At 68.2% G+C, this 24387-nt stretch carries 26 protein-coding genes; 11 read left to right on the top strand and 15 right to left on the bottom strand.

Annotated elements, in window-relative coordinates; genetic code table 11:
* Window positions 1-3: 3 nt before the first annotated feature.
* Together OC184_RS00545 and OC184_RS00540 are read right to left on the bottom strand one after the other, a co-directional pair.
* The gene (locus OC184_RS00545) at window positions 4-1698 is read right to left on the bottom strand and encodes a glycosyl transferase family 90 (RefSeq protein ID WP_265505186.1); all 1695 of its coding nucleotides are present in this window, start codon (window positions 1696-1698) and stop codon (window positions 4-6) included.
* A gap of 4 nt (window positions 1699-1702) precedes the next feature.
* Window positions 1703-2920 (bottom strand): MFS transporter, encoded by a 1218-nt coding sequence (locus OC184_RS00540; RefSeq protein WP_378926330.1) that lies wholly within the window; start codon window positions 2918-2920, stop codon window positions 1703-1705.
* A gap of 224 nt (window positions 2921-3144) precedes the next feature.
* Here OC184_RS00540 and OC184_RS00535 point away from each other — a divergent pair, with 224 nt between their 5' ends.
* Window positions 3145-3831: a GntR family transcriptional regulator gene (locus tag OC184_RS00535; protein WP_265505185.1), complete on the top strand. Its 687-nt coding sequence runs from the start codon at window positions 3145-3147 to the stop codon at window positions 3829-3831.
* Window positions 3832-3841: 10 nt separating this feature from the next.
* Here the strand turns inward: OC184_RS00535 and OC184_RS00530 are convergent, their stop codons facing one another.
* Genes OC184_RS00530 through OC184_RS00480 form a run of 11 tightly spaced genes read right to left on the bottom strand, consistent with a single transcriptional unit; the run spans window position 3842 to window position 15732 of the window.
* Window positions 3842-5362: a class I adenylate-forming enzyme family protein gene (locus OC184_RS00530; protein WP_265505184.1), complete on the bottom strand. Its 1521-nt coding sequence runs from the start codon at window positions 5360-5362 to the stop codon at window positions 3842-3844.
* The gene (locus tag OC184_RS00525) at window positions 5359-6168 is read right to left on the bottom strand and encodes an oxepin-CoA hydrolase, alternative type (protein ID WP_265505183.1); all 810 of its coding nucleotides are present in this window, start codon (window positions 6166-6168) and stop codon (window positions 5359-5361) included. The genes OC184_RS00530 and OC184_RS00525 overlap by 4 nt, the downstream gene beginning before the upstream one ends.
* Window positions 6165-6569: a PaaI family thioesterase gene (locus OC184_RS00520; protein ID WP_265505182.1), complete on the bottom strand. Its 405-nt coding sequence runs from the start codon at window positions 6567-6569 to the stop codon at window positions 6165-6167. The genes OC184_RS00525 and OC184_RS00520 overlap by 4 nt, the downstream gene beginning before the upstream one ends.
* Entirely contained in the window at window positions 6560-7558 is a 999-nt protein-coding gene (locus OC184_RS00515) for an acyl-CoA dehydrogenase family protein (RefSeq protein WP_265505181.1), read from the bottom strand. Before OC184_RS00515 ends, OC184_RS00520 begins: the two co-directional genes overlap by 10 nt.
* 4 nt (window positions 7559-7562) lie before the next feature.
* On the bottom strand, window positions 7563-8747 hold the full coding sequence (locus OC184_RS00510; RefSeq protein WP_265505180.1) for an acyl-CoA dehydrogenase family protein: 1185 nt from the start codon (window positions 8745-8747) through the stop codon (window positions 7563-7565).
* Window positions 8747-9922 carry an acetyl-CoA C-acyltransferase gene (locus OC184_RS00505; RefSeq protein WP_265505179.1) on the bottom strand — a complete coding sequence of 392 codons (1176 nt, stop codon included), beginning with the start codon at window positions 9920-9922 and terminating at the stop codon, window positions 8747-8749. The genes OC184_RS00510 and OC184_RS00505 overlap by 1 nt, the downstream gene beginning before the upstream one ends.
* Window positions 9919-12003 carry a 3-hydroxyacyl-CoA dehydrogenase NAD-binding domain-containing protein gene (locus tag OC184_RS00500; protein ID WP_265505178.1) on the bottom strand — a complete coding sequence of 695 codons (2085 nt, stop codon included), beginning with the start codon at window positions 12001-12003 and terminating at the stop codon, window positions 9919-9921. The genes OC184_RS00505 and OC184_RS00500 overlap by 4 nt, the downstream gene beginning before the upstream one ends.
* Window positions 12004-12013: 10 nt before the next feature.
* Window positions 12014-12838 (bottom strand): IclR family transcriptional regulator, encoded by an 825-nt coding sequence (locus OC184_RS00495; protein WP_265505177.1) that lies wholly within the window; start codon window positions 12836-12838, stop codon window positions 12014-12016.
* The gene (locus tag OC184_RS00490; RefSeq protein WP_265505176.1) at window positions 12838-14166 is read right to left on the bottom strand and encodes a TRAP transporter large permease; all 1329 of its coding nucleotides are present in this window, start codon (window positions 14164-14166) and stop codon (window positions 12838-12840) included. Before OC184_RS00490 ends, OC184_RS00495 begins: the two co-directional genes overlap by 1 nt.
* Window positions 14166-14672, bottom strand: coding sequence for a TRAP transporter small permease (locus OC184_RS00485; RefSeq protein ID WP_265505175.1), 507 nt, complete (start codon window positions 14670-14672; stop codon window positions 14166-14168). The genes OC184_RS00490 and OC184_RS00485 overlap by 1 nt, the downstream gene beginning before the upstream one ends.
* A 4-nt stretch (window positions 14673-14676) precedes the next feature.
* The gene (locus OC184_RS00480) at window positions 14677-15732 is read right to left on the bottom strand and encodes a C4-dicarboxylate TRAP transporter substrate-binding protein (RefSeq protein ID WP_265505174.1); all 1056 of its coding nucleotides are present in this window, start codon (window positions 15730-15732) and stop codon (window positions 14677-14679) included.
* A 145-nt stretch (window positions 15733-15877) separates the two neighbouring features.
* On the opposite strand from OC184_RS00480, the gene OC184_RS00475 reads away from it, so the two are divergent.
* Both OC184_RS00475 and OC184_RS00470 read left to right on the top strand, forming a co-directional pair.
* Window positions 15878-17149 (top strand): L,D-transpeptidase family protein, encoded by a 1272-nt coding sequence (locus OC184_RS00475; protein WP_265505173.1) that lies wholly within the window; start codon window positions 15878-15880, stop codon window positions 17147-17149.
* Window positions 17146-18081 (top strand): extensin-like domain-containing protein, encoded by a 936-nt coding sequence (locus OC184_RS00470; protein WP_265505172.1) that lies wholly within the window; start codon window positions 17146-17148, stop codon window positions 18079-18081. The genes OC184_RS00475 and OC184_RS00470 overlap by 4 nt, the downstream gene beginning before the upstream one ends.
* Window position 18082: 1 nt before the next feature.
* Here OC184_RS00470 and OC184_RS00465 read toward each other — a convergent pair whose 3' ends face one another.
* Together OC184_RS00465 and OC184_RS00460 are read right to left on the bottom strand one after the other, a co-directional pair.
* Window positions 18083-18742 carry a Crp/Fnr family transcriptional regulator gene (locus OC184_RS00465; RefSeq protein WP_265505170.1) on the bottom strand — a complete coding sequence of 220 codons (660 nt, stop codon included), beginning with the start codon at window positions 18740-18742 and terminating at the stop codon, window positions 18083-18085.
* A gap of 198 nt (window positions 18743-18940) precedes the next feature.
* Window positions 18941-20263 carry a FliI/YscN family ATPase gene (locus OC184_RS00460; RefSeq protein ID WP_265505169.1) on the bottom strand — a complete coding sequence of 441 codons (1323 nt, stop codon included), beginning with the start codon at window positions 20261-20263 and terminating at the stop codon, window positions 18941-18943.
* Between the two features lie 95 nt (window positions 20264-20358).
* On the opposite strand from OC184_RS00460, the gene OC184_RS00455 reads away from it, so the two are divergent.
* Genes OC184_RS00455 through flgH form a run of 8 tightly spaced genes read left to right on the top strand, consistent with a single transcriptional unit; the run spans window position 20359 to window position 24381 of the window.
* A complete protein-coding gene (locus tag OC184_RS00455; RefSeq protein ID WP_265505168.1) occupies window positions 20359-20748 on the top strand; it encodes a FlgB family protein in 390 nt (129 codons plus the stop codon).
* Window positions 20749-20760: 12 nt separating this feature from the next.
* Complete coding sequence (flgC, locus tag OC184_RS00450; protein WP_265505167.1) at window positions 20761-21153, top strand: flagellar basal body rod protein FlgC; 393 nt, start codon at window positions 20761-20763, stop codon at window positions 21151-21153.
* Between the two features lie 11 nt (window positions 21154-21164).
* Window positions 21165-21452: a flagellar hook-basal body complex protein FliE gene (fliE, locus tag OC184_RS00445; RefSeq protein WP_265505166.1), complete on the top strand. Its 288-nt coding sequence runs from the start codon at window positions 21165-21167 to the stop codon at window positions 21450-21452.
* Window positions 21452-21718: a flagellar biosynthetic protein FliQ gene (locus tag OC184_RS00440; RefSeq protein WP_265505165.1), complete on the top strand. Its 267-nt coding sequence runs from the start codon at window positions 21452-21454 to the stop codon at window positions 21716-21718. The genes fliE and OC184_RS00440 overlap by 1 nt, the downstream gene beginning before the upstream one ends.
* A 1-nt stretch (window position 21719) precedes the next feature.
* Window positions 21720-22436, top strand: coding sequence for a flagellar hook-basal body complex protein (locus OC184_RS00435; protein ID WP_265505164.1), 717 nt, complete (start codon window positions 21720-21722; stop codon window positions 22434-22436).
* Between the two features lie 9 nt (window positions 22437-22445).
* Window positions 22446-23231 carry a flagellar basal-body rod protein FlgG gene (flgG, locus tag OC184_RS00430; RefSeq protein WP_265505163.1) on the top strand — a complete coding sequence of 262 codons (786 nt, stop codon included), beginning with the start codon at window positions 22446-22448 and terminating at the stop codon, window positions 23229-23231.
* Window positions 23231-23644 carry a flagellar basal body P-ring formation chaperone FlgA gene (gene flgA / locus OC184_RS00425; protein ID WP_265505162.1) on the top strand — a complete coding sequence of 138 codons (414 nt, stop codon included), beginning with the start codon at window positions 23231-23233 and terminating at the stop codon, window positions 23642-23644. The genes flgG and flgA overlap by 1 nt, the downstream gene beginning before the upstream one ends.
* An 11-nt stretch (window positions 23645-23655) precedes the next feature.
* Entirely contained in the window at window positions 23656-24381 is a 726-nt protein-coding gene (gene flgH, locus OC184_RS00420) for a flagellar basal body L-ring protein FlgH (RefSeq protein WP_265505161.1), read from the top strand.
* The last annotated feature ends 6 nt before the right edge of the window (window positions 24382-24387 follow it).

The following is a 24387-nucleotide window of genomic DNA, read 5'->3' as shown; positions in this document are numbered from 1 at the left end:
GTTCTAGCGCGCCGCCCCCAGCCCGTCGAGGATCAGTCGCAGCAACCGCGCCCGCGCCTCGGGATCGCGCAGATGCGCGGCCTCGGCCCTGGCGGCGGCGGACATGGTCCTGCATTCGTCGGGATGCGCACGGGCCCAGGCCAGCTTGTCCTCGATGTCGGCGGCATGCCGGGCGACCGGGACATAGTGCTGCCACGGCCTGAAGCGGCCGGAATAAAAGACCTCCCAGCCGTCCTCCTCGGCCAGCAGGACAGAGTTGCTGTCGATCGCGGCGATGAAGTTCGACCCGTGGTCATAGCCGGTCAGGCAAAGTTGATAACGAAAGCGGCGGAACGTCCGGGGGCCAGACCTGGGCTTGCAATAGGGCGCCAGCAAGGGGTCATGGGCCATCTGCCGCCAGCCCCAGGCCATGACCACGCCCAGGTCGAAATCCGGGTGGTCGAAGAACCGCCGGACGAAGTCCAGCCGGTTGGTGCGGCAAAGCCCCCGCCAAGCCGCCTTGCGGTCGGCTGGGGTGGCGGCCTCGGCCAAGCGGGTCAGCCAGACATGGGCGGCGGGCCCGGGCTTGACCCCCGGCCGCATTTCCGAACCCGAGATCATCCCGCGCCAGATCAGCCGGTCCTCCTTCTCCTCGAAGGGGACGGGGTCGGGACCGGCATCGGGATCGAAGCCCGGCAGGCCTATGGCGTGCTGGTCCGGCAGCGGCCACAGGACCGCATTCACCGCGCCCGCCCTGCGGTTGTGGCACAGCACCGGCCGGTCGAGCGCCGCGCCCTGGGGGCTGCCGAACCAGCGCGAATCCTCCATGTCGATCCAGGCCGGGTCGCGCCGGCCAAGGCGCAGGATGTCGTTCACGACGCCCTCGGCCCGGATCAGCTTGAAGTGCCGCCCCTCGCGCGCCAATGCGACAGAGGCCAAGCCTGGCGGGGCGGTGACCGTGAACTGGCGGGGCTGGCCGTGGCGGTCGGTGACGCGGCTGCCGTCCCAGTGGCAGGCGAAAGGCGACATCCCCTCGGGGCCGCCCTTCGCCGCCGGATCGAGACCGCGCAGACAGAAGCGCGCCACATCCTCGGCCCAGCCTTCGGGGGCGGGCGGCGGGTCGGGGCAATCCAGAAGATCCATCACGCCGGGCGCCGCCGGGAAACCCGGCCAGCGTTCGAACGGCACCATCTCCATCGGCAGGATCGGGTCCAGCCGTGCCGCAAGGGCGGCCGGGTCGTCGTCAGGCCTGACGACGATCAGGCGCTCATCGTTGTTGAAGAGCGCCCGCGTAGTGTTCACATGTTCCGCCAGATGCAGCTGCCACAAGGCCGGCAGCGCCGCCGGGGGCAGGTCTTCGGCAAAGGCGTGGCAGCGCAGCGCCTCGGTGCCGCTGCGCCACAGCGACCACTTTTGGGGCGGTGGCAGCGACAGGATGAAATGCGCGCCCGGCACCCGGTCGCGCAGGAAGCCGACGCAGCGCCAGGCCTCGAGCGGGGGGCGCCAGTGTGGGCGAAACCGCCAGAGGCCGGCGAACAGCCGCACGTCCGGTCTGCCCCTCAGCGGAGGCTCCCCCCTGCCCATCGCATAGATGATGTCCTGCGCCAGACGCCCGTCCTCGTGGCAGGCGGTGGCGTGGCCGTTGGCGCGGAACAGCCGTTCCAGTGCGTGGTCCATCGGCCCGTCGGGGCCGATATGGAAGACGACGGGCGCCGCCACGGCGTTAGGCCGTCAGGCGGTCGCGGCGCGGCAGCAGGATCGTCAGCAACCCCAGCACCGGCAGCACCGAGCAGAGCCGGAACACTGTCTCGATCCCCTGTGCGTCGGCCAGCACCCCCAGTGCCGCCGCTGCGATTCCGCCCATGCCGAAGGAAAAGCCGAAGAACAGCCCGGCGATCATGCCCGTCCGGCCCGGCACCAGCTCCTGCGCAAAGACGACTATGGCCGGGAAGGCCGATGCCAGGATCAGCCCGATCACCATCGCCAGCACTCCCGTCGCCACCAGCCCCACATGCGGCAGGACCAGCGTGAAGGGCAGCACCCCGAGGATCGAGAACCAGATCACCGTCAGCGGACCGACGCGGTCGCCGATCACGCCGCCCATCATGACGCCGCCGGCCATGCCCAGCAGGAACAGGAACAGCATGATCTGTGCGCCCTGCGTGGACAGGCCGAAACGCTCGATGGTGAAGAAGGTGAAATAGCTGGTCATCGACGCGGTGTAGATGTTCTTGGTGAAGACCAGCACCGCCAGCACCGCGATCGCCCGCATCACGACGCCGCGGGGCAGCCGCAGGCGGCGGTCGTCAGACCCGGCGCTGGCGCGGCGCCGCACCTCGGCCCAGGCCCCCACGCGCCAGAGGATCGCCGAACCCAGGGCGGCGGCCACCGCGAACCAGGCCACGGCAGGGCGGCCAAGCGGCACCACGATGAAGGCCGCCAGCAGCGGCCCAAGCGCCTGACCGCCGTTGCCGCCCAGTTGGAACAGCGACTGCGCCGTCCCGAACCGCCCGCCCGACGCCAGCCGCGCCACGCGCGAACTTTCGGGATGGAACACGGCCGAGCCGATGCCGATCAGCATCGCCCCCAGCAGCAGCATCTCGTACCGGTGGGCGCCCGCCAGCAGCAGCACGCCTAAGAGGGTCGAGCACATGCCGAAGGGCAGCGAACGCGGCTGCGGGTGGCGGTCGGTGGCCATCCCGATCATCGGCTGCAGCAGCGAAGCGGTGACCTGGAAGGCGAAGGTCATCACCCCGATCTGGGCATAGCTGAGCGAGAATTCGGCCTGCAGCAGCGGATAGATCGCCGCCAGCATCGACTGCATCACATCGTTGATCATGTGGCACATGCTGATCGCCGCCAGCACACCCCAGGATGTCAGCTGCGCCGCCTGGGCCCGGCCCTGCACCGCCAGCGTCGTCTGATCCATGATCTGTCGCATGTCCCGCCCGTCCTGCACCCTGAAACTGCGCCGCCACCTGACCGCCAAACGCCCGTGATGGCAAGCCGTGGCCGGGGCGGTCATGTCGATTTGGACAACTGGCGGAATATCCGGGCATGCCCTTAAATTATGTCGTTCGGTAAAGAGTAGTTCAAATGGTAACCATGCCCGCAGGCCCTCCGCCTCTGGTCCGATTTCCGAGGCCTCATGTGCAGCGCAAGCGCTTGAATACGTGGCAGGCCATCCATGCCGAGGTGCTGCAGCGAATCCGCTCGGGCGAGTGGCCGCCGGGTGAACTGATTCCGACCGAACAGACGCTGGCTGTCGAACTGGGCTGCGCCCGCGCCACCGTGAACCGTGCGCTGCGCGAGCTGGCCGATAGCGGCATCATCGAGCGTCGCCGCAAGGTCGGTACGCGCGTGACCGCCAGCTCGGCCCGCCGCACCACGCTGCGCCTGCCGACGATCCGGGACGAGATCGAGGCCCTTGGCGCCACCCCCAGCTATGCGCTGACCAGCTGTGAACCCGCCATGCCGAGCCAGGCCGCGATGCGGGCGCTGCAGGTCACCGCGGACGAACCGCTGCTGCTTGTCCTGTCGCGCTTCTCGGCAGGCGACCGGCCGCATTGCTGCGAGGCGATCTGGCTGAACCCGCGCGTGGCCGACCTGCCAGCGGCCGATGTCTTCGCATCGGAGCCGCCGCAGGAATGGCTTTCGCGTAACCTTCCCGTCACGCAGAGCGACGTGTCGATCATCGCCGAGGCCGCCGACGATCACTCCGCCCGCAGCCTGGAGATCAATCCGGGCACCCCGGTCCTGACGATCGAGCGGGTGAACACGCTGCACGGCATCCCCGTGTCCTTCGCTCGGCACTTCTATCCGCCCAAACACCGCTTGATCTTCGACATCTAGCGAGCGGCCGTTACGAACGGGCCTTGTCCGCCAGAAGGGCGGCGAAATGGTCCAGCAGCAGGTGCTTGAGCACCTTTCCCGTCGCCGCCGCCGGCAGGGGTCCAGTCAGGAATATCTGCGTGGGCCGCTTGTAGGCCGACAGCCGTGCCGCAGCGTGTTCGGCCAGCGCCTCGGCCGTGACGCTGCCGGGGGCGACCAGCTGGCAGAAGGCCAGCACATCCTCGTCGCCGCCATCGCGCTTGCGTCCGATCACCGCCGCCTGCAGGACTGCCGGGTGGTCGTTCAGCGCGGCCTCGACCTCGGGCGGATAGACGTTGAAGCCGCCGCGGATGATCAACTCCTTGCTGCGCCCGACAATGTGCAAGCGGCCCAGATCGTCGATGCGGCCCAGATCGCCCGTATGCATCCAACCATCGGCATCAAGCACCTGAGCCGTCGCCTCGGGGTTGCGAAAATAGCCGCGCATGACATGCGGGCCGCGGGTCAGCACCTCTCCGGTGCCGGGTTCGCGGCCCACTGTTTCGTCCAGCGCGATCTGGACCCCCGGCAGCGGATGGCCGGCCGACGGGTCGGGATCGCCCTTGACATTGGTGGTGATCGTCACGCCAGCCGTAGTTTCCGTCATCCCGTAGCCGTTCTGCAGAGCGATGCCATAAAAGGCCTCTGCCCGGCGCTTCCAGTCGGGGTCCAGGGGCGCGGCTCCGCTGCTGACATAGCGCAGGCCGTCCAGCCGGTCCTGACCGCGGCTGCGGGCCTCGGCCATGATGGCGGCGTGCATCTGCGGCACCGCGGGCAGCACCGTCACCCCCGCCTGCAGCGCGTCCAGCGTGGCGGCGGCCGAAAAGCGCGGCACCAGCCGCACATGCGCCCCCGCCGACAGCCCGGCGCAGAGCATCGAGGTCAGGCCGAAGACATGCGTCAGCGGCAGCACACCGTAGATCACGTCGTCGGGCACGATGTCGCGCAGCCGGGCAGAGGAGCGCCCGCCGAAGATCAGGTTGCCATGCGTCAGCATCACCCCCTTGGGCATGCCCGTGGTGCCGGTCGTATAGAGGATCACCGCCGTCATGTCCGCATCCGGCTCGACACTTTCAGGAGCGCAGTCGAAGGGGCCCTCAACGTGCAGCGACGCGCCCGCCAAGGTCAGGGGGCGCGCCGCTGCGGCCTCGGCATGGGCGCGGGCGGCGGGGCTGACGTCCGACAGGTGAAGCACCAGGCGCGGATCGGTATGCGCCGTGATCCGCGCCAGTTCGTGACCGGTCATGCGGGCATTCACCGGAACCGCGACCGCATCCATGCGGCTGGCCGCCAACAGCAGGATGGCCACCGGCGCGGCGTTTTCCGACACCACCAGCAGCCGGTCGCCGGGGCGGAGGCCGCGGGCGCGAAGGTCGCCCACGGTCGCATTGACCAGCGCGTCCAGTGCAGCATAGGTCAGGGTGGCCCCCGTCCAGTCGGTCAGCGCGGGACGGTCCGGGTGGGCCGCGCAGGCCTGGTCGAACAGCTGGTGGATGCGGGTCACTTCAGTCATGTTGCCTCGCGCAGTCGTCTGAAATCGGGGGCGCGCTTGCCCAGGAAGGCGCTGATGCCCTCGGCCGCCTCGGGGGCGGCAAGCGCATCGGCCATGGCGTCGCGTTCGGCAGTCAGCTGCGTTTCCAGCAGCGTCGTCCGCGCGCTGGTCAGCAGGCGCTTGATCGCTGCCTGCGCTTCGGCCGGCCCTTGCGCCAGCCGGTCGGCCAGCGCCATCGCGGCCATGATCGCCTCGCCCGGTCCGGTCAGCTCAGTAATCAGGCCCAGGGCGTACAGCCGTTCGGCTGTGACGGACTGACCGGTCAGCGCCATCTGCGCGGCCATCTGCGGCGGCATGCCCGCTGCCAGCGCCGCCGTCAGCCCGCCATCAGGCACCAGGCCCGCATTGACATAGGCGGCCGTGAACTTTGACTCCTTGGCCGCGATCACCATGTCGCAGGCCAGCGCCAGCGACAGTCCCGCACCCGCCGCGCCGCCTTCGACCACGGCGATGACAGGGCGCGGGCAGCGGATGACGGCGCGGATCAGGTCGTTCAGCGCGTCGATCCGGTCGCGGCGGTCGTCAGCGCTCATCTGCTGGGCGGTGATCAGCATGTTCAGATCGCCACCGGCGCAGAAGAAATCTCCCTCGCCCATGACGATCACCGCACCGATGCGAGGCTCGTCCGCGGCCATGCGCAGCGCCTGGTGCAGGCCGTCATAGAATTCGGGCGTGAGGGCGTTGCGGCGGGCGGCGTTGCGGTTCTCGACCACAAGGCGGTCGCCGAGATCACTGATTTCGCAATGCGGATTGGTGAGGGCGGTCATGCGGGCTCCTGTCGGGACTTGCGGAAGACGCCGGTCGCGGTGGCGATCAGCGTGCCATCCTCATGGCGCAACTCGCCCTCGATGAACAGGGTCGCGCGGCCGCCGCCGGTGATGCGGCCCGTGGCCTCGACCGCGCCGGGGCGGCCGGACGCCAGATAGTTCACGGTCAGCGACAGCGTGGTGAAGGGGTGGCGGCCGCTTGCATCCACCGTCAGGCTGCCCGTCGCGCCCATTGCACTGTCCAGCAGCGTCGCGGCCAGACCGCCATGCAGAATGCCCTGGCGGTTCAGGTGCCGGTCGTCCAGCCGCAACCGGCAGCGCGCAATGCCGTCCCCCTGCCCCACGTCCAGATCATAGCCGATCAGCCGCTGCGTGCCGGTCTCATCCCGGATCACGCCCATGCGGGCTCACCCAGGGCAAACCGCTCCAGGTGCCAGTCGGCGTCGCCCATCGCGGCGTCGGCGGCCAGAAGCCGGCGCACCATCGCGGCCAGCGCGTATTCCTCGGTCATGCCGATGCCGCCGTGCAGCTGGATGGCTTCCTCGGCGACCAGGCGCGCGACACGGCCGACGGTGACTTTGCAAGCCTGCAGATGACGGTCGCGCAGGGGCGTGTCGTCAGTCAGGTGCCCCGCCAGGTTGACGACGGCGGATCGAGCCTGCTCGACCTCGACCGCCAGATCGGCGGCGCGGTGGGCCAGCGCCTGGAATGACATCAGCGGCTGGCCGAACTGCTTGCGCGTGCGCAAATAGTCCATCGTCAGGTCCACCGCCGCCGTGATCGTGCCAAGCGCCAGCGCCGCATGGGCCAACACGCCGCGCGACAGCACGACCCCGAAATCGGCCAGACCGCCAAGGCGCAGCGCGGGCGTCGCGTCAAGCTCCAGATCCGCGCCCCGCTGTCCGTCGATCAGCGGATAGCCCCGCATCGACAGGCCCTCGGCGCCCGGCTGGACCAGCCACAGGGCGTCGGCGGTGGTGACGACGATGGCGGTGGCATCCTCGGCCCCGGCGATCATGGTCTTGCGGCCGGTCAGCCTGTCGCCCTCGGCGCGGATCGCCACGCCGCGGTCATACCTGGTGCCCGGTTCGGCATCGGCGAAGGCGACGATGGCGCCGTCCTCGGCCGGCCGGCCCGCCTGCGCCATGGCGGCGGCGCCGATCATCGTTCCGGTCAGCGGCAGCGCCACACCGGCGCGGCCCATCTCCTCGAAGATCAGCGCGATCGCGGCCCCCGAGCCGTCGAAGCCGCCCTCGTCCTCGGTCAGCAGGGCAGCCGGGACGCCCGCCTCGACCAGCGCTGGCCAGAGGGCGTCGCCGGAATGGCGGGTCAGGATGCCGCGCAGGCTGTCCTGCAGCATGCGGTGGTCGTCGGAAAGCTGGAAATCCATCGGATCACCCTTTCGCCAAGGCGCCAGCGATGATGCTGCGCTGGATCTCGTTCGAGCCGCCATAGATCGACAGCTTGCGGTTGTTCAGCCAGGTGGCTGTGGCCGACAGAACCTCATCGGCCTCCTCGGGCTCGCCTTCGTTCCCGGACGCGGGCAGCGCCATCGCCCAGCCGCCATAGGCGCGGCGGGTCAGGGCATCCAGCCGCTGGCGGATCTGGGTGCCCTTGATCTTGAGCATGCTGCTCTCGATCCCGGGCGCCTGGCCCTGGGCGGCGGCGGACAGCATCCGCAGGTTGGTCGTCGACATGGCCATCAGGTCGATCTCGACCAAGGCAATCTCGGCCGCGAACAGCGGGTCCTGGGCCAGCGGTCGGCCCCGATGGACCTGTGCCTGCGCCACCCGCTTCAGGTTTTCCAGCGCGGCCGTCGCAAAGCCCACGCCCGCGATGTTGGTACGTTCATGCGTCAGCAGGTATTTCGCATAGGTCCAGCCCTGGTTTTCCTCGCCCACCAGGTTTTCCACCGGCACCTTCACGTCGTCGAAGAACACCTCGTTCACCTCGGCGGTGCCGTCCAGCAGGATGATGGGGCGGACGGTGACGCCGGGCGTCGTCATGTCGATCAGAAGGAAGCTGATCCCCTCCTGCTTCTTGCCCTCGGTCGAGGTGCGGACCAGGCAGAAGATCATGTTGGCGTGCTGGCCAAGGGTCGTCCAGGTTTTCTGACCGTTCACGACGTAATGGTCGCCTTGGCGTTCGGCCCGGCAGCGCAGGCCGGCAAGGTCCGACCCGGCCCCGGGTTCCGAATAGCCCTGGCACCACCAGTCGTCGCCATTGAGGATGCGCGGCAGCCAATGGTCCTGCTGTTCCTTTGACCCGAACTTCTGCAGGACCGGTCCCAGCATCGCGATGCCGAAGGGCACGACGCGGGGCGCATGGGCGCGGGCGGATTCCTCCTCGAAGATGTGGCGCTGGATGGCGGTCCAGCCGGCGCCGCCGAATTTGGTGGGCCAGTTGCCGGCCAGCCAGCCCTGCGCGTTCAGCTTGGCGTGCCAGCCCTCCATCTCGGCCTTGGTCAGGGGCTGGTGCAGGCGGACCTTGCGGGCCAGGTCGGGGTCCAGGTCGGCCTGCAGGAAGGCGCGGACCTTGTCGCGGAACGCCAGTTCGTCGGGGGTGAAACGCATGTCCATCAGAAGATCTCCAGAAGTCCGGCCGCGCCTTGGCCGCCGCCGACGCACATGGTGACGACACCCCATTTCGCACCGCGCCTGCGGCCTTCGCGCAGCAGGTGGCCGGCGGTGCGGGCGCCGGTCATGCCGAAGGGGTGGCCGATGGAGATCGCGCCGCCGTTGACGTTGTACTTCGCCGGATCGATGCCAAGCGTATCGCGGCAGTAAAGGCACTGGCTGGCGAAGGCTTCGTTCAGTTCCCACAGGTCGATGTCGTCGACACGAAGGCCGTGGCGCTCCAGCAGGCGCGGGACAGCCAGGACGGGGCCGATGCCCATCTCGTCTGGCGCGCAGCCCGCGACGGCAAAGCCGCGGAAGGCGCCAAGCGGCTCCAGCCCTTCGGCCGCGGCCAGGTCGGCATCCATGACCAGAAGCGCCGCCGCCCCGTCCGACAGTTGCGAGGCATTTCCGGCGGTGACGAAGTTGCCAGGGCCCCGCACCGGCTCCAGCCGCGACAGCGCATCCAGCGTGGTGCCGGGGCGGTTGCCCTCATCGGCGGCGATGGTCACCTCGCGTTCCGAGGTTTCGCCGGTGGCCTTGTCGGTGACAGACATGGTGACGGTCAGCGGAATGATCTCGTCGGCGAAGACGCCGGCCTCCTGCGCGGCGGCGGTGCGGGCCTGCGACTGGACGGCGTATTCGTCCTGCGCCTCGCGACTGATGCCGTAACGGGCCGCCACGTTGTCGGCGGTCTCGATCATGCTCATGTAGAGGTCCGGGCGGTTCGCCTCGATCCAGGCCTCGCGCGAATGGCGTACCGGCGGCTGGATCAGGGATATGCTCTCGACCCCGCCGGTCAGCACGGCGCGTGCGCCTTCATGCGCGACCATCTGCGCGGCCATCGCCAGAGCGTGCAGGCCCGATCCGCAGAAACGGTTGACCGTGGCGCCGGCGATGCTGTCGGGCAGGCCCGCGCGGATCACAGCCTGACGGCCGATATTCCCGCCGGTGACATATTCCGGATAGCCGCAGCCCCAGATGCTGTCCTCGATCAGCGCGGGGTCGATGCCGGCGCGGTCGACGACGGCGCGCGCGGTGGCGCCGGCCATGACCGCGCCGTGGGTCATGTTGAAGGCGCCGCGCTTGGCCTTGCCGATGCCGGTGCGGGCGGCCTGGACGATGACGGGTTGCTTCATGGCTTGGTTCCTTCGTTCAGATCGGCAAAGCTGCGACCGCCAGCGACAAGGTCGCAAAGCAGGTCGGCGGGCTGCCAGAAATGGTTGTCTTCGGCGGCAAAGCGGCGGATGTCGTCCAGGATCGCCCGCAGGCCCTGCCGGTCGGCCCAGTGCATCGGGCCGCCGCGCCAGCGCGGAAAGCCATAGCCGTTCAGCATCACCACATCGACGTCCAGCGGACGCAGCGCAGTGCCGTCGCCGACGACGCGCGCGGCCTCGTTCACCATGGCGGCCATGGTGCGGGCGACGATCTCCTTATCGGTGAAGCTGCGGGGGGTGATGCCCAGATCGGCGCGGACCCGGTCCAGCAGCGGGGCCAGTTCAGGGTCCTCCTGCGGGGCGGCGTCGCCATAGATGTAGTAGCCGCGCCCGGTCTTGCGCCCCAGGCGGCCCTGTTCATAAAGACGATCGGCAAACACCGGCACGCGGTCGCGCGGGTGGCGGTCGGCTGCCTTGCGCTGCCGGGTCATGTAGCCAATGTCCAGACCCGCTAGGTCGGACACCGCGTAGGGACCCATCGCGAACCCGAAATTCACCAGCGCCCGGTCGATCTGGTAGGGCGAGGCCCCGTCCAGCACCATCGCGTCCACCGCCGCGCGGTAATGCGACAGGATGCGGTTGCCGATGAAGCCGTCGCAGACCCCGGCGCGCACGGCAATCTTCTTCAGGCGCCTGGCCAGGGCGAAACCGGTCGCGACGACCTCGGGTGCGGTGCGGTCGGCGACCACCACCTCCAGCAGGCGCATGACATGGGCGGGCGAGAAGAAATGCAGGCCGATCACGTCCGCCGGACGGCCGGTCGCATCGGCGATCCGGTTCACGTCCAGATAAGAGGTGTTCGTCGCCAGCACCGCCCCCGGCTTCGCTACGCGGTCGAGCGCGCGGAACACCTGCTCCTTGACCTCCATCGCCTCGAAGACGGCCTCGACGATCAGGTCGGCCTGCGATAGGGCAGCATAGTCGGTATCGGTGCGGAAGCTGTCCGACAGGATCACGTCGCGGCGCGCGGCCTCCAGCTTGCCGCGCTTGACGGAACCGTCCAGCAGCTTGGCAACGGTCGCCTGCGCCTTGGCCGCAGCCTCGGCGTCGCGCTCGATCAGCGTCACGTCCAGCCCCGCCAGCAGGGCTGCGACGGCGATGCCCGCGCCCATCGTGCCGCCGCCGATGACGCCCATGCGGTCCAGCGGGCGCGGCTCGACGCCCTTGATCTGGGGCAGATGGCCGACGGCGCGTTCGGCGAAAAAGGCATGGATCAGGGCGGCGCGCTGCGGGCTGTCCATGAGGGCGCGGAAGGCCGCGCGTTCCATCGCCATCCCCTCGGCGAAGGGCAACGACAGCCCCTCGGTCACGGCATCGACGGCGGTGGCCTGAGCGATCTGCCCCCGCGCGGTTCGCGCAAGCTTCGCCTTCAGCGCTTCGGCCAGCGCCGGATCGGCGGCGGGTGCGGGCAGATCGCCCGTGCGGCGCGGCGCCTGCCCCGCCAGTTCCTCGGCCAGCGCGAGGGCGGCAGAGGTCAGATCGCCATCGGCGATGCGGTCGATCAGGCCAAGATCTGCCGCCTCGGGCGCGGGGATCTGGCGGGCCGAGGTAATCGTCTTCAGCGCAGGCTCCAGCCCCACCAGGCGCGGCAGGCGCTGCGTTCCACCAGCGCCAGGCAGCAGACCAAGCGTCACCTCGGGCAGGCCCATCCGTGCGTTCGAGACGGCGATACGGGCATGCGCGCCAAGCGCCAGTTCCAGGCCGCCGCCCAGGGCGGTGCCGTGCAGGGCCGCAACGACAGGCTTATCAAGTCCCTCGATGGCGGCAATCACGTCCGGCAGGAACGGCTCGGCCGGCGGCTTGCCGAATTCCGAAATGTCGGCCCCGGCGACCCAGGTCCGCCCGGCGCAGAGGATCACACCCGCCTGCGCCCGGTTGTCGGCGGCGAATTCCGCCGCCGCCTGCATCAGGCCGGCCCGCACCGCCTGCGACAGCGCGTTGACCGGGGGATTCTCGATGGTGATGACGCCGATGCGGCCGTCGCGGCGATAGGTGACGGACATGGGATCTCCTTCAGTCGTTCAGGGTGCTGGACCAGGCGTGGGTTCCGTGCTGCCCGATCAGGATCTGCAAACGGTGGACGGTGCGCTGCAGGGCGGGTCCAACCTCGGCATGGATGCGGGCATCGGGCAGCACGTCGTCCAGCGCGCCGCAGGAAAAGGCCACCGGCCCCGCCAGCCGCGAGGACCGGAACGGCACCGACACGGCGGAGATGTTGCGCGAATAGCGAAGCTCGTTCCTGACGACGGTGTAGCCGTGGCCGATCAGCTGAGCCCGGGCTTCCTGGCGCAGGTCTTCCAGCGTGCCGCCGTCCAGGGGCGCTTCCGGGTGATCGGCCAGAAGGCCTGCGAATTCGTCGCGGGTGGTCGACCCCAGCACCGCCATCCCTGAGGACGAGCCGCCGATGGGCAGGCGGTGCCCCACGTCCAGCCAGATCGAGGACGTGCGTTGCGGCCGCCAAGTCCGCATCAGCGCCACCTTGTCGCGGTCGCGCACGGCGAACAGGACCAGCGTCCCGGTCTGGTCGGCCAAGGCCTGCATCATGTCATGCGCCGGGTCGAGGAAGGACAGCGACGCTGCCGCGACATGTCCCATCGCCAGCAGCGTCGGGCCCGGGCGATAGCGGTCGTTGCGCTGCGGCTGCGTCAGATAACCAAGGCACCCCAACGTGAAGGTCAGCCGCGATACCGTGGATTTCGGCAGCCCCGTCCGCTCGGCGATCTGGGCGTTGGTCAGCCCGTCGTCGTCCGCCCGGAAGGCGCGCAGAACCGACAGCCCCCGCGCCAGGGTCGTGGCGAAGTTGCGGTCGTCCTCATAGTCTGGGCGCGCGTCCGACATCACATCGATCCGGGGATGATGATCGAGATCACCGGGAACAGGATCAGCAGCACCAGCACCAGCAGATCCACGAACAGGAACCGCGACACGCCGGCAAAGATCTTGTCGATGCCCACGCCCTTGGTCACGTTGCTGACGACAAAGACGTTCAGACCGACGGGCGGCGTGATCAGCCCGATCTCCAGCAGCTTGACCACGATGACGCCGAACCAGATCAGGTTCAGGCCATAGCCCTCGACCAGCGGCACCATGAAGGGCAGCGTCAGGACCATGATGCCGATGGGGTCCAAAAACATGCCCAGGACCAGATAGATCACCACGATCACCAGCATCAGGACCCCAAAGGACAACTGCGCATCCGCAACCCAGCCAACCACGCCCCCGGCGATGCCGGTCAGGGCGACGAAGCTGACGAAAATCTTGGCCGCGCCCGCGATCAGGAAGATCGACGCGGTCTGCACCAGGCTTTCTCGGACGGCGCGCCACAGCACCTCCAGCGACAGGCGGCGTTCGGCGAAGCCGATGGCGATGGTCAGGACCACGCAGACGGCCGCGGCCTCGGTCGCGGTGAAGAAGCCGCCATAGATGCCGCCGACGATCACCGCGAACAGCAGGACGGCCGGCCAGGCGGCCAGCGCCGCTTGCGAGCGGCTGGCGCCTTCGCCGCTGGCGCGCGGTGCGGCGGCGGGATCGCGCGCGACCCACCAGGCGATGACCAGGATCATGCCCGCCAGCGACAGCAGGCCCGGCAGGATGCCGGCCAGGAACAGCTGCGCGATCGAGGTCTCGGTAAAAATGCCATAGAGGATGAAGAGGACCGATGGCGGGATCAGCGATCCCAGTGTGCCGCCCACCGCCACCGAGGATGTCGCCAGCTTCGGGTCATAGCCCATGCGCAGCATCTCGGGGACGCAGATCCGCCCCATGGTCGAGGCGCAGGCGATGGACGACCCCGAAATTGCGGAAAACCCCCCGCAGCCCATGACAGAGGCCATCGCCACGCCGCCCGGCAACCCGCGCAGCCAGACGGCGGCGGCGTCATAGATGCGCGTCGTGATGCCCGCATAGAAGGCGATGTTGCCCAGTGCCACGAACAGCGGCACCATCGACAGGTCATAGGAATGCACCAGGTCGAAGAAGTTCGAGAACACGACCGAGGTGGTCGGGTTCAGCGCCCGTTCCGGCGTCCAGTCGCCCGTGCGGGTTGCATAGACCAGAAAGGTCCCGCCGCTGGCCACCGCCGCCAGCGCGAAGGCGATGGGCACGCGCAGCGCCAGCAGAAGCAGGACCAGCGCCATCGCCACCAGCCCGATCGTCATCGCGTCCATCAGCTTACCTCGTTTCCGTCGCCGTCAAGGATGGTGCCGGTGGCGCGCAGCTGGCGCAGGTCGCCCGCCAGCAGGGCCGCGATCCGCACCCACATCAGCACCAGACCCGCCAGGAACAGCGCCACCCCCGGCCAGCGCAGCAGGTTCAGGTCGCCATAGTAGAACTCGCCCGAGACATAGGTCTGCGCCGTGACCCGCCAGGCGGCGTAGATCAGCGGCAGCAACGCCAGCAGACCCACGACATGACCCAGCAGGATCAGCCGCCCGCGCACGGCCACGGGCATCCGGTCGCTGAGGAACGTGACGGCGACATGGCCCCGCGCCGCGGTGGCCGCGGCCATCGGCAGGATGATCGCCGCCACCATCAGTTCGCGAACGATGATGATGGCGTCGGGCACGCTGACGCCGATCGTGGCGCGCAGCGTGACGTTGGCGAAGATCACCACCCCCAGCGCCATCAGCGCCAGCACGGCGATGTCCAGCAACGTCCGCTCGATCAGGCGCATGGGATCACCCGCGTTCCCACGGATAGCCCTGCTCTTCCAGCTCGGTCGCGTATTGCTGGATCAGGCCGCGGTATTCATCCAGCAACGCTTGGCCGTCCAGACCCGCGCCGTCGGCGCGCGCGACCCATTCGTCCAGGTACTTCTGGCCAGCCTCGTCCAGCTTGGCGCGATCCTCGTCCGAAAAGCGCACGATCTCCTTGCCGGCGTCTTCCAAGACCTTGACCGATTCGGCATTCGCCTCGCCGATGATGCGGCCGAATTCGTCGGCCAGACCCTCGCCCGCGGTCATGATCGCCTCCTGATGTTCGGGCGACAGGCTGTCGAACATCGACTTGTTCATCAGGATGCCAAGCGCGCCGATCTGCCCCCAGTCGATGAAGGTGTAGCTGTCGAAGACCTCGTCGAACTTCAGCGCCTTGACCAGATAGGAATAGGTCTGCGTGCAGTCGATCAGCCCGCTTTCCAGACCCTGATAGGCCTCGTAGACGGTCATGTCGACCAGCGTCGCGCCCAAGTCGCGGAAGGTCTGGCCATAGGCGCCGACGCCGCGCACCTTCTTGCCCTGGATGTCGTCAATGGATGCGACCGCCGGCCCCTTGCAGCCCATCTGCACGGCCGAAGTCGTGTAGGTGCCGACATAGACCAGGTTCTGGGCGGCCAGATTTGCCTTGATCTGTTCGTTGTTCCGCATCAACGCGTCCGTGGCCTTCATGCCCACCCACGGGTCGGGGTTGTTGATCGGCAGGTCGGCGATGCCATAGGCGACCATTTCCTGCGGGAAATAGACGCCGATCACGCTGCCGAGGTCTGCGACCCCGTCGCGCAGGGACTGCACGGCCGCCTTTTCGGAAAACAATGCGCCGCCCCAGGTGATGTCCAGCTTGAGATCGCCGTCCGTCAGCTCGGACACTTCGTCGGCGAACCACTGGGTCGCCTCGGCGCGGGCGCCGCGGTTGGGGCCGGGCTCTCCATAAATCAGGGTCGTCTGCGAGAATCCGGGCAGCGCAAGCGCGGCCGTCAGCACAGCCGACGTTGCGGCCGTCTTCAGCGATAGGGTCATCGTGGAAACCTCCTCCGTTTCACCATGCAGGCTGTCATTCCGCAGGGCGGGACACAAGAGGGAATTGACCGAAACGTGACCGGTCGGATATCTGGCGGTTTTCCGCGCGATGCCGGAAGGTTGCCCGAAGCGATCGAGGTTCCTGATGCAATACCGGCTTATGCTGGCCTTCCTTTGCGGGCTTGTCCCGCCCCTGCCCGCCCTGGCGCAGGACGACCTGCCCTTCACCGCCGCCGACATCGAGGCCGCGCAATACGGCCTGGGCGATCTGCCCCCCGGCCGGTCCGCCCTGACGGCCAAGGTGCAGATCCTGCTGGACCGCTCGGGCACCTCGCCCGGCGTCATCGACGGCTACAAGGGGGGCATGAGCCAGAGCGCGATCATGGCGTTCGAGCGTCGCGCCGCGCTGCCGGTGGACGGCATCATGGACCCGCATGTCTGGAACCTGCTGCAGGCCTATGCCGTGCGCCCGGTCACGCAGGCCTATACGATCACTCAGGCCGATGCCGAGGGGCTGGTCGATCACATCCCTACGGACTACGCCGAGAAGGCGCAGATGGAGGCGATGGCCTATACCAGCGTCGCCGAGCGTCTGGGCGAGCGCTTCCACATGGACGAGAAGTTCATCCAGTTCCTGAACCCCGGCATCGACCTGGTGCCTGGCGCGACGATCCAGGTGATGGCCCCGAACCCACCGCTGAAAGGCCAGGTGGCGCGGATCATCATCGACAAGGAAAACCGGCGCGTCGCGGGCTACAACGCGCGGGGTGACATGGTCGTGGACTATCCCGCGACCATCGGATCGGCCGCGACCCCTTCACCCGAGGGGACCCACAACGTCCGCACGGTCGCGCTGAACCCGAACTATACCTACAACCCCGACGTCAACTTCCGCCAGGAGGGTAACGACACGAAGCTGGTCGTCCCGCCCGGCCCCAACGGCCCCGTCGGGACCGTCTGGATCGGGTTGACCAAGCCTACCTACGGCATCCACGGCACGCCCACGCCGTCGCAGCTGTTCCGCAACCAGTCGAACGGGTGCGTGCGCCTGACCAACTGGGACGCCGAGGAACTGGCCGGCATGGTGGCCATTGGCGGCACTACGGTCGAGTTCCTGCCCACCGGCATGACCATCGCCGAGGCGACGGGCGCGCCAAGCCCCACCGTGCCGACACCCCAGATCGCCCTGCCCGAGGGCACCCAGACCCCCGAGGTGCCGGTCACCGAAACGCCCTTGAGCCTGCCGGACGAAACCGCCGCGACGACCCTGCCCCAGACAGCGCCGCTGGAGGCGGAACCCGAGGCACCGCTTGACGCCGAACCCGAGGTGCCGCCGGCGGACCCGCTCAGCAACGCGCTGAGCGATGCCCTGCCCGAGGGGTTCGTCGTTCCACCGGTCGAGGATACGCAGCCATGACGATCCGGGCGCGATGGACCGCCGCCTGCGCCCTGCTTCTGGCGGTCCACGCGCCCGCATACGCCCAGGACCGCCCGCCCGAACCGCCGGAGTCCGCGACGGCGCCCGATCGCCCGGCCGCGCCGCCGGTTCGGGAAGACCGGCGCCCTCCCGAGAGACCATCGGACGAGCCCCCGGATGCGGTGCCGCCAGACGCGCCCGCGCCCCGGCCGGAGAGTTCCCGGCCCCCCGAACAGCCGGAGCCCGATGCGGCGCAAGGACCTGCGCCGGTGGATGCCAAGCCTGAAGAAGCCGCCTCCACCGATCAGCCAAAGCAGCCGTTCGGCCCGCCGCCGCCGCCTGTCTGGTTCACACTGGCCGAGGACGATGCAGGCTTCGCCGCCTGCCGCCTTGCCCTGTCGCTGCTGGGGACGCGCTATACCTTGGAAGCTTCGCTGACGGATGATGAAAACCGCGACTGCGGCATCGCCCGGCCGCTCCGCGTGACCGAGATCGTGCCGGGCGTCCGGCTGACCGGCGATCCGGTGATGCGCTGCGATACCGCGCGCGCCCTGGGGTTCTGGACCCGCGACTTCCTGAGGCCCGCGGCAGCCCTGCTGCCGGGCGCGCCGCGCCTCGAGGCGCTGCAGACCGGCCCGGCCTATACCTGCCGCGACCGCGTCGGGACAGGGGCCGCCGATCCCAAGCCCTCGGAACACGGCTATGGCAACGCCATCGACATCATGGGATTCCAGCTGGCCGGGGCCGATGCGCTGACCGTCACGCCGCGTGCCGGTGACGGCGACACCGCCGAGGCGTTCCTGCGCGCGGCCCGCGGCACGGCCTGCCTGCTCTTCACGACGGTCCTGGGGCCGGGATCGAACGCGGCCCATGACGACCACCTGCACCTGGACCTGGCGGCCCGGAACGGCGGCTGGCGGCTTTGCGAATGACTCAGCGGCTGAGACGCTCGATGTCCAGATAAGAGGGATCGAACCGCGCCAAAGTCGTTAGGCCCTTCCAGTCGATGATGGTGATGTCCGCACCGGACCACCTGATCAACCCGCGGTCGCGCAGATCTCGCACCGCCCGGTTCACGTGGATGGGCGAATAGCCAAGGATGTCCGCAAGCTCTCGCTGCAGAAGCGGCAGCGAGAACTGCAAGTCACCCGCCGCGCCGACCGCGTTCAACCGTGTGTAGATCTCGCACAGAAGATGCGCCAGATGCGCGCTGGACCGCAGCGACGCCGCCGCGACAAGCCATTGCCTGTGGACCGAGGCGTCGATCAGTGTCGCCATCCACAGAAGGCGGGTCAGGTGGGGAAAATTTTCGGTAATGTCGGTCAGTTCGGCATGTTCGATGAATTCGACCTCGGCCGTGCCGACCGCGACCACGGAATGCTCCAGCCCGGCCAGCACGAAGCCGTGCAGGTCGACGAAATCGCCGGGCACGTGCAGCGCCGTGATCACGCGTTCCTCGGGGCGTCCGACCAGTTGGTGCGACCGCGCCGCCATGCCGCGCAGCATCATCGCGCTGCGCCTCGCAAGACGGTCGGCCTGCACGATCACTTCTCCGGGCGCGAACGAGACATGCTGCGTCCTGATCGCGCGCAAGCGTGCTAGGTCCTTGTCGGACAGGCTGTCACGCCGTTGAAGAAAGCGAACAAAATAGTCGGTTATCGCCAATTCATGCCCTTCCTTCACCGGCTGCCGGACACTTGCAAATCAGCATTTGCCGCGCAATGGCCGCAGATGGACAAATAACATTGATTAATCAGGCAAACGCCTGTCCGGGGCGAAGGTTTCCTGGCTTCAGGCGCGACCCCTGACTGGCGACCTCAGCGCCGCTTCGAGCGCGGCGAAGCTGTCTGAGGTCGAGGCTGACCGCCGCGCCGCGAAATCATCCAGCTGTGGGAAAAGCCGCACCGCCTCGTCCAGCTTGGGGTCCGAGCCGGGCGCATAGAGTCCCGCCCGGATCATCAGCTCCGATTCGGCATAGGCACCCAAGGCGGCGCGGGCGCGGGCGATCAGCTGGTTCTCGGCCGCGGTTGCCGCATCGGGCAGGCTGCGCGACACCGACCTAACCACATCGACGGCCGGAAAGCGCCCCCGCTCGGCGATGGCGCGTTCCAGCACCGTATGGCCGTCCAGCGTGCCGCGCAGGATGTCGGCCACCGGCTCTTCCATATCGGACCCCGCGACAAGGACGCTGAAGATGCCGGTGATGTCGCCAGTTCCTTCAGGGCCCGGTCCTGCGCGTTCGGCCAAGGCCATGATCAGGTTCGACACCGAGGGTGGAAAGCCGCGATAGCTGGGAGGTTCGCCCGCGGCCAGGGCGATCTCGCGGTGCGCCTCGGCGAAGCGGGTGATCGAATCGGCCAGGAACAGGACATGCTTGCCTTGGTCGCGGAAATGCTCGGCCACGCTCATCGCCGCCCAGGCCGCGCGCCTGCGGATCAGGGGCGAGCGGTCCGACGTCGCCGCAACGATGACCGTGCGCGCCATGCCCTCGGGACCCATCGTCTTTTCCACAAACTCCCGCAGTTCCCGTCCCCGCTCTCCGATCATGGCGATGACGACGACATCAGCCTGAACCCCCTTGGCCATCTGCGACAGCAGGGTCGACTTGCCCACGCCCGAGCCGGCGAAAAGGCCGATCCTCTGGCCTGCGACCAGGGGCAAAATCGTGTCGAAGACCGCAAGCCCGGTCGCCAGCCGTTCCCCAAGCCGTTTGCGCGTCACCGCGGGCGGCGCCTCGGTGCGGAAGCTGCGGGCGACCAGACCCTGCGGCAGCGGGCGCCCGTCGAGCGGCTGTCCCAGCGGGTCGATGATCCGCCCCACCCACGCGTCACAAGGGGAAATGCGGGGGGCGAAGACCAGCTCCACCTCAGCCCCGACTGACAGGCCCTCGATCGTGCCCTCGGGCAGGACCTGTGCGTTGCGCTGGCTTAGGCCCACGATCTCTCCGCCCAGTTGCCCTTCGGGCAGCGCGATCTGGACCCTGTCGCCGACCGAGGCATGGGCTGTCAGCCCCTCGACCCCGATCAGCCCTGCGCGGATCGTCTGCACCCGGCCGAAATGCCTGACCAGCCGCAACTGGGCGATGCGCTGCGCAACCGATTCAAGTTTATCCATCGCCTGTCACCCCCGGCATCGAATCCTGCGTCACTCAACGGTTTCTAAACGAATCGGAGTTAAGACCGGGTTTATCGTGATTGAGGAGAAGCCTCATGTTTGAGAAGATCGAGATGATGCAGATGGCCCGCGCCATGGGCCAGCATGTCGCCGACCGGCAGGTGGCCGTGACGCGCAACATCGCCAACGCTGATACGCCCGGATACCGGGCCACCGACCTGCAGCCCTTCGCCGACAGCTATGAACGCGCCGGAACGGCAGGACCCCTGCGCACGACCGACCCGCGCCACATCGCGAACCCCGACTGGTCCCCGGCCGGGGCCCGCCTGATCCAGACGGCCGATCCCGTGTCGCCCAACGGCAACTCGGTTTCGCTGGAGGAGCAGATGGTGCGCGCCGCCGACGTCAAGCGCCAGCACGACCTGTCGCTTGGCATCTACCGTTCCGCGCTGGATCTCATGCAGGCCAGCCTGGGCCGCCGCTAAGGAAAACCCGATATGACCGACCCGATCTCGCCGCTGCGGCTTGCAGCGTCAGGAATGCGTGCCCAGACCGAACGTCTGCGCCACACGGCGGAAAACATCGCCAACGCCGATACGCCCGGCTATCGCCGCAAGCTGGTCAGCTTCGAGGAAGCGGTTCGCTTCGGCCGCCCGACCGGAGAGGTCGAGGCCGGACGCGTGCGCCTGGACCAGACGGAACTGCCACGCATCCACGATCCCGCGCATCCGATGGCCGACCAGGACGGCTATTACCAAGGTTCGAACGTGGACCTGGTGATCGAGCTGGCCGACAGCCGCGAGGCCGGCCGCAGCTACGAGGCCAACCTGCGCATGTTTGAACAGACCCGCCAGATGGGCGCGTCGCTTCTTGACCTTCTCCGCCGCTGAAAGGGACCCAGATGATCACCGGACTGAACGCCGCCAACGCTTATTCCGCCGCCCGCCATGCCGTCGCCCCCGATGCGCAGGCATCCTCGACCGTGACCCGAATTGGCCAGGCGGCCGAGGATTTTGCCGCCCAGATGGCCCAAGTGGACCAAGTGTCCACAGGCGCGATGACCGGTCAGGTCAGCACGCACCAGCTGGTCCAGACCATCGCCGAGGCCGAGATGACCATGAACACCGTCGTCGCCATCCGCGACAAGGTGGTCGAGGCCTATCAGGAAATCCTGCGGATGCCGGTCTGATGGGCGAGACGGTCCTTTTCGACATGCTGCGCCAGTCGCTCCTGATCGCGGTCCGCATGTCGGCCCCGCTGCTGGCGGTGGCGCTGATCACGGGCGTGGTCATCGGCCTTTTTCAGGCACTGACCTCGGTGCAGGAAATGACGCTGACCTTCGTGCCCAAGGTGGGTCTGATGCTGGTCGTTTTCTGGGTCTCGATGAGCTTCATGACAACGGCGCTGTCGGACTTCTACCTTGGCGAAATCATCCCTCTGATCGCGGGAAGCTGACATGGACAACGCGATCTATGCCAGCCTGACCCGCCAATCTGGCCTGATGGCCGAGATGCGGACCGTCGCCAACAACATCGCCAACGCCAACACCACCGGTTTCCGCCGCGAAGGCGTGATCTTCGCCGAGCATCTGAGCGCGTTGGACCGCAAAGGCGACGCGCTGTCCATGGCCCATGCCCGCGGCCGAATGCTGGACCTGAACCAGGGCGTGCTGACGCAGACGAACAACAACCTCGACCTGGCGATCGAGGGCGACGGCTTCTTCCTGGTCGAAGCGCCCGAGGGCCTGCGCCTGACCCGTGCCGGCGCCTTCATGCCCTCGGCCGAGGGTGAGTTGATGACCGCCGACGGTCACCGTCTGCTGGACGAGGGCCAGGCGCCGATCATCCTTCCCGCGGGCGCGTCTTCGGTCGCGGTCGGGGCCGACGGTACGCTGTCGTCGAACGGCCTGCCTTTCGGACGCATCGGCCTGTTCAACGCGCCCGAGGGCGTAAACCTGACCCACGAGGGCGGTACCGGCTTCAGCATCGAAGGCAACCCGGAACCGGTCGAGGAACCGCGCATCCGCCAAGGTTTTCTGGAGGAATCGAACGTCGATCCGATTTCCGAGATCACCCGCATGATCGAGGTCCAGCGCGCCTATGAGCTGGGCCAGTCCTTCCTGGATCGCGAGGATCAGAGGATCCGCGGCGCGATCACCGCCATGACCCGTTAAGGAGCCACCATGAGAGCCCTGCAGATCGCCGCCACCGGCATGAGCGCGCAGCAGACCCGCGTCGAGGTCATCTCGAACAACCTCGCCAACATGTCGACCACCGGCTACAACGCCCGGCGCGCGGAATTTGCCGACCTGCATTACCAGCAGGCCGCCCGCCCCGGCAGCGTGACCGCCGCCGACGGCACCGTCATCCCGGCGGGCGTCCAACTGGGCCTGGGCGTCCGCCCCACGGCCGTCAGCGTCAACCTGCAGCAGGGCGCGCTGACTGCGACCGGTGGCGATCTGGATCTGGCGATCGAAGGCGATGGCTATCTTGAGGTCACGCTGCCCTCGGGCCTTTCGGGCTATACCCGCGACGGCGGGCTGAAGCGGTCGCCGGACGGGCTGATCGTCACCTCCGACGGCTATCCGGTGGTCCCGAACGTCACCATTCCAGACGATGCGCGCGCCATCTCGATCAACGCCGGCGGCGAGGTCTATGCCTATTTCAACGACCGGGTCGAGCCCGAGCTGCTGGGCCAGCTGACCCTGGCCGGGTTCTCGAACGAGAAGGGGCTGGAGGCCATCGGCTCGAACCTGTTCATCGAGACTGCGGCCTCTGGCGGCCCCCAGGTGGTCAACCCGGGCCAGGACGGGCTGGGGACGCTGCGCCAGGGATATCTCGAGGAAAGCTCGGTTGATGCGGTGCGAGAGATCACCGAACTGATCAAGGCGCAGCGCGGCTATGAATTGAACGCGAAGGTCATCACCGCAGCCGACCAGATGCTGGCTGCCACGACGCAGGTGCGCTGATGAAGGCGCTGGTCCTGCTGATCGCCCTGATGCCCGGCGCTGCCTTGGCGGGCGGTCTGGGCGCGGCCCGCACCCTGCCCGCGGGCAGCGTGATCGGAGCGGGCGACCTGACGGTCATCGACACCGACCGCCCCGGCCTGACCGACCCTTCGGCCGCCATCGGGATGCAGACCCGCATCACGATCTATGAGGGCCGCCCCTTGCACGCCAACATGCTGCAGGCCCCCCGCGTGGTCGGGCGCAACGAGATCGTGCGCCTGTCCTTCCAGCGCGGCGGCCTGCGCATCGATACCGAAGGCCGCGCCATGTCCGACGGCGCCGCCGGGGACATGATCCGGGTCATGAACATGGGTTCGCGCAGCACGGTGACGGCGCAGGTGATGTCCGACGGCACCCTGGCCGTGATGAATTGAGAGGAACGACGATGAAACCCGCTTATCTGCTGTGTCTGGCGCTGGCCGCCTCTGGCTGTTCGCGTGTGGCCAACGTGGGCCAGCCGCCCGAGCTCACCTCGCCGCGCGAGACAGAAGAGTTCCTGGCGATGACCAACCCGCCGCTGGACCTGCCGCTGGATTCGGGCCGCCCGGAAGCTGCAGCTTCGCTCTGGGCCGGAACGCAATCCTCGCTCATCAGCGACCGCCGCGCGGCAGTCCGCGGCGACATCCTGACCGTCGTGATCGAGATCGACGACCGTGCCGAGATCAGCAACAGCAGCGGCCGAAACCGCAGTTCTGGCGAAAGCCTGGCCATCCCGCAGATGGTCGGCATCCCGCAGCGCCTGTCCGACAAGCTGCCGGAGGGGGCAAGCTTCGACAACCTGGCCGATGCCTCGTCCTCCTCGACCTACAAGGGGTCGGGGAACATCTCGCGGCGGGACAAGCTGACGCTTCGTGTCGCGGCCACGGTGGTCGATACGCTGCCCAATGGCACGCTGCAGATCCAGGGCACCCAGGAGGTGCGCGTGAACTTCGAGCTGCGCGAGCTGACCGTCAGCGGCTTCGTCCGTCCAGCCGACATAGATCGCAGCAACGAGATCGCCTATGATCGCATCGCGGGAGCCCGGATTTCGTATGGCGGGCGTGGGCAGATCACCGACGTCCAGCAGCCACGCTATGGTCAGCAGATCGCCGACATCGTCCTGCCCTACTGAGACCAT

Origin of the sequence: Paracoccus rhizosphaerae (genome assembly GCF_026162645.1) — a bacterium.
In the GTDB taxonomy this organism is placed as follows: Bacteria; Pseudomonadota; Alphaproteobacteria; order Rhodobacterales; family Rhodobacteraceae; genus Paracoccus; species Paracoccus rhizosphaerae.
Note: the sequence above shows the minus strand (reverse complement) of the source record. Positions and strands in the feature narration are given on the sequence as shown.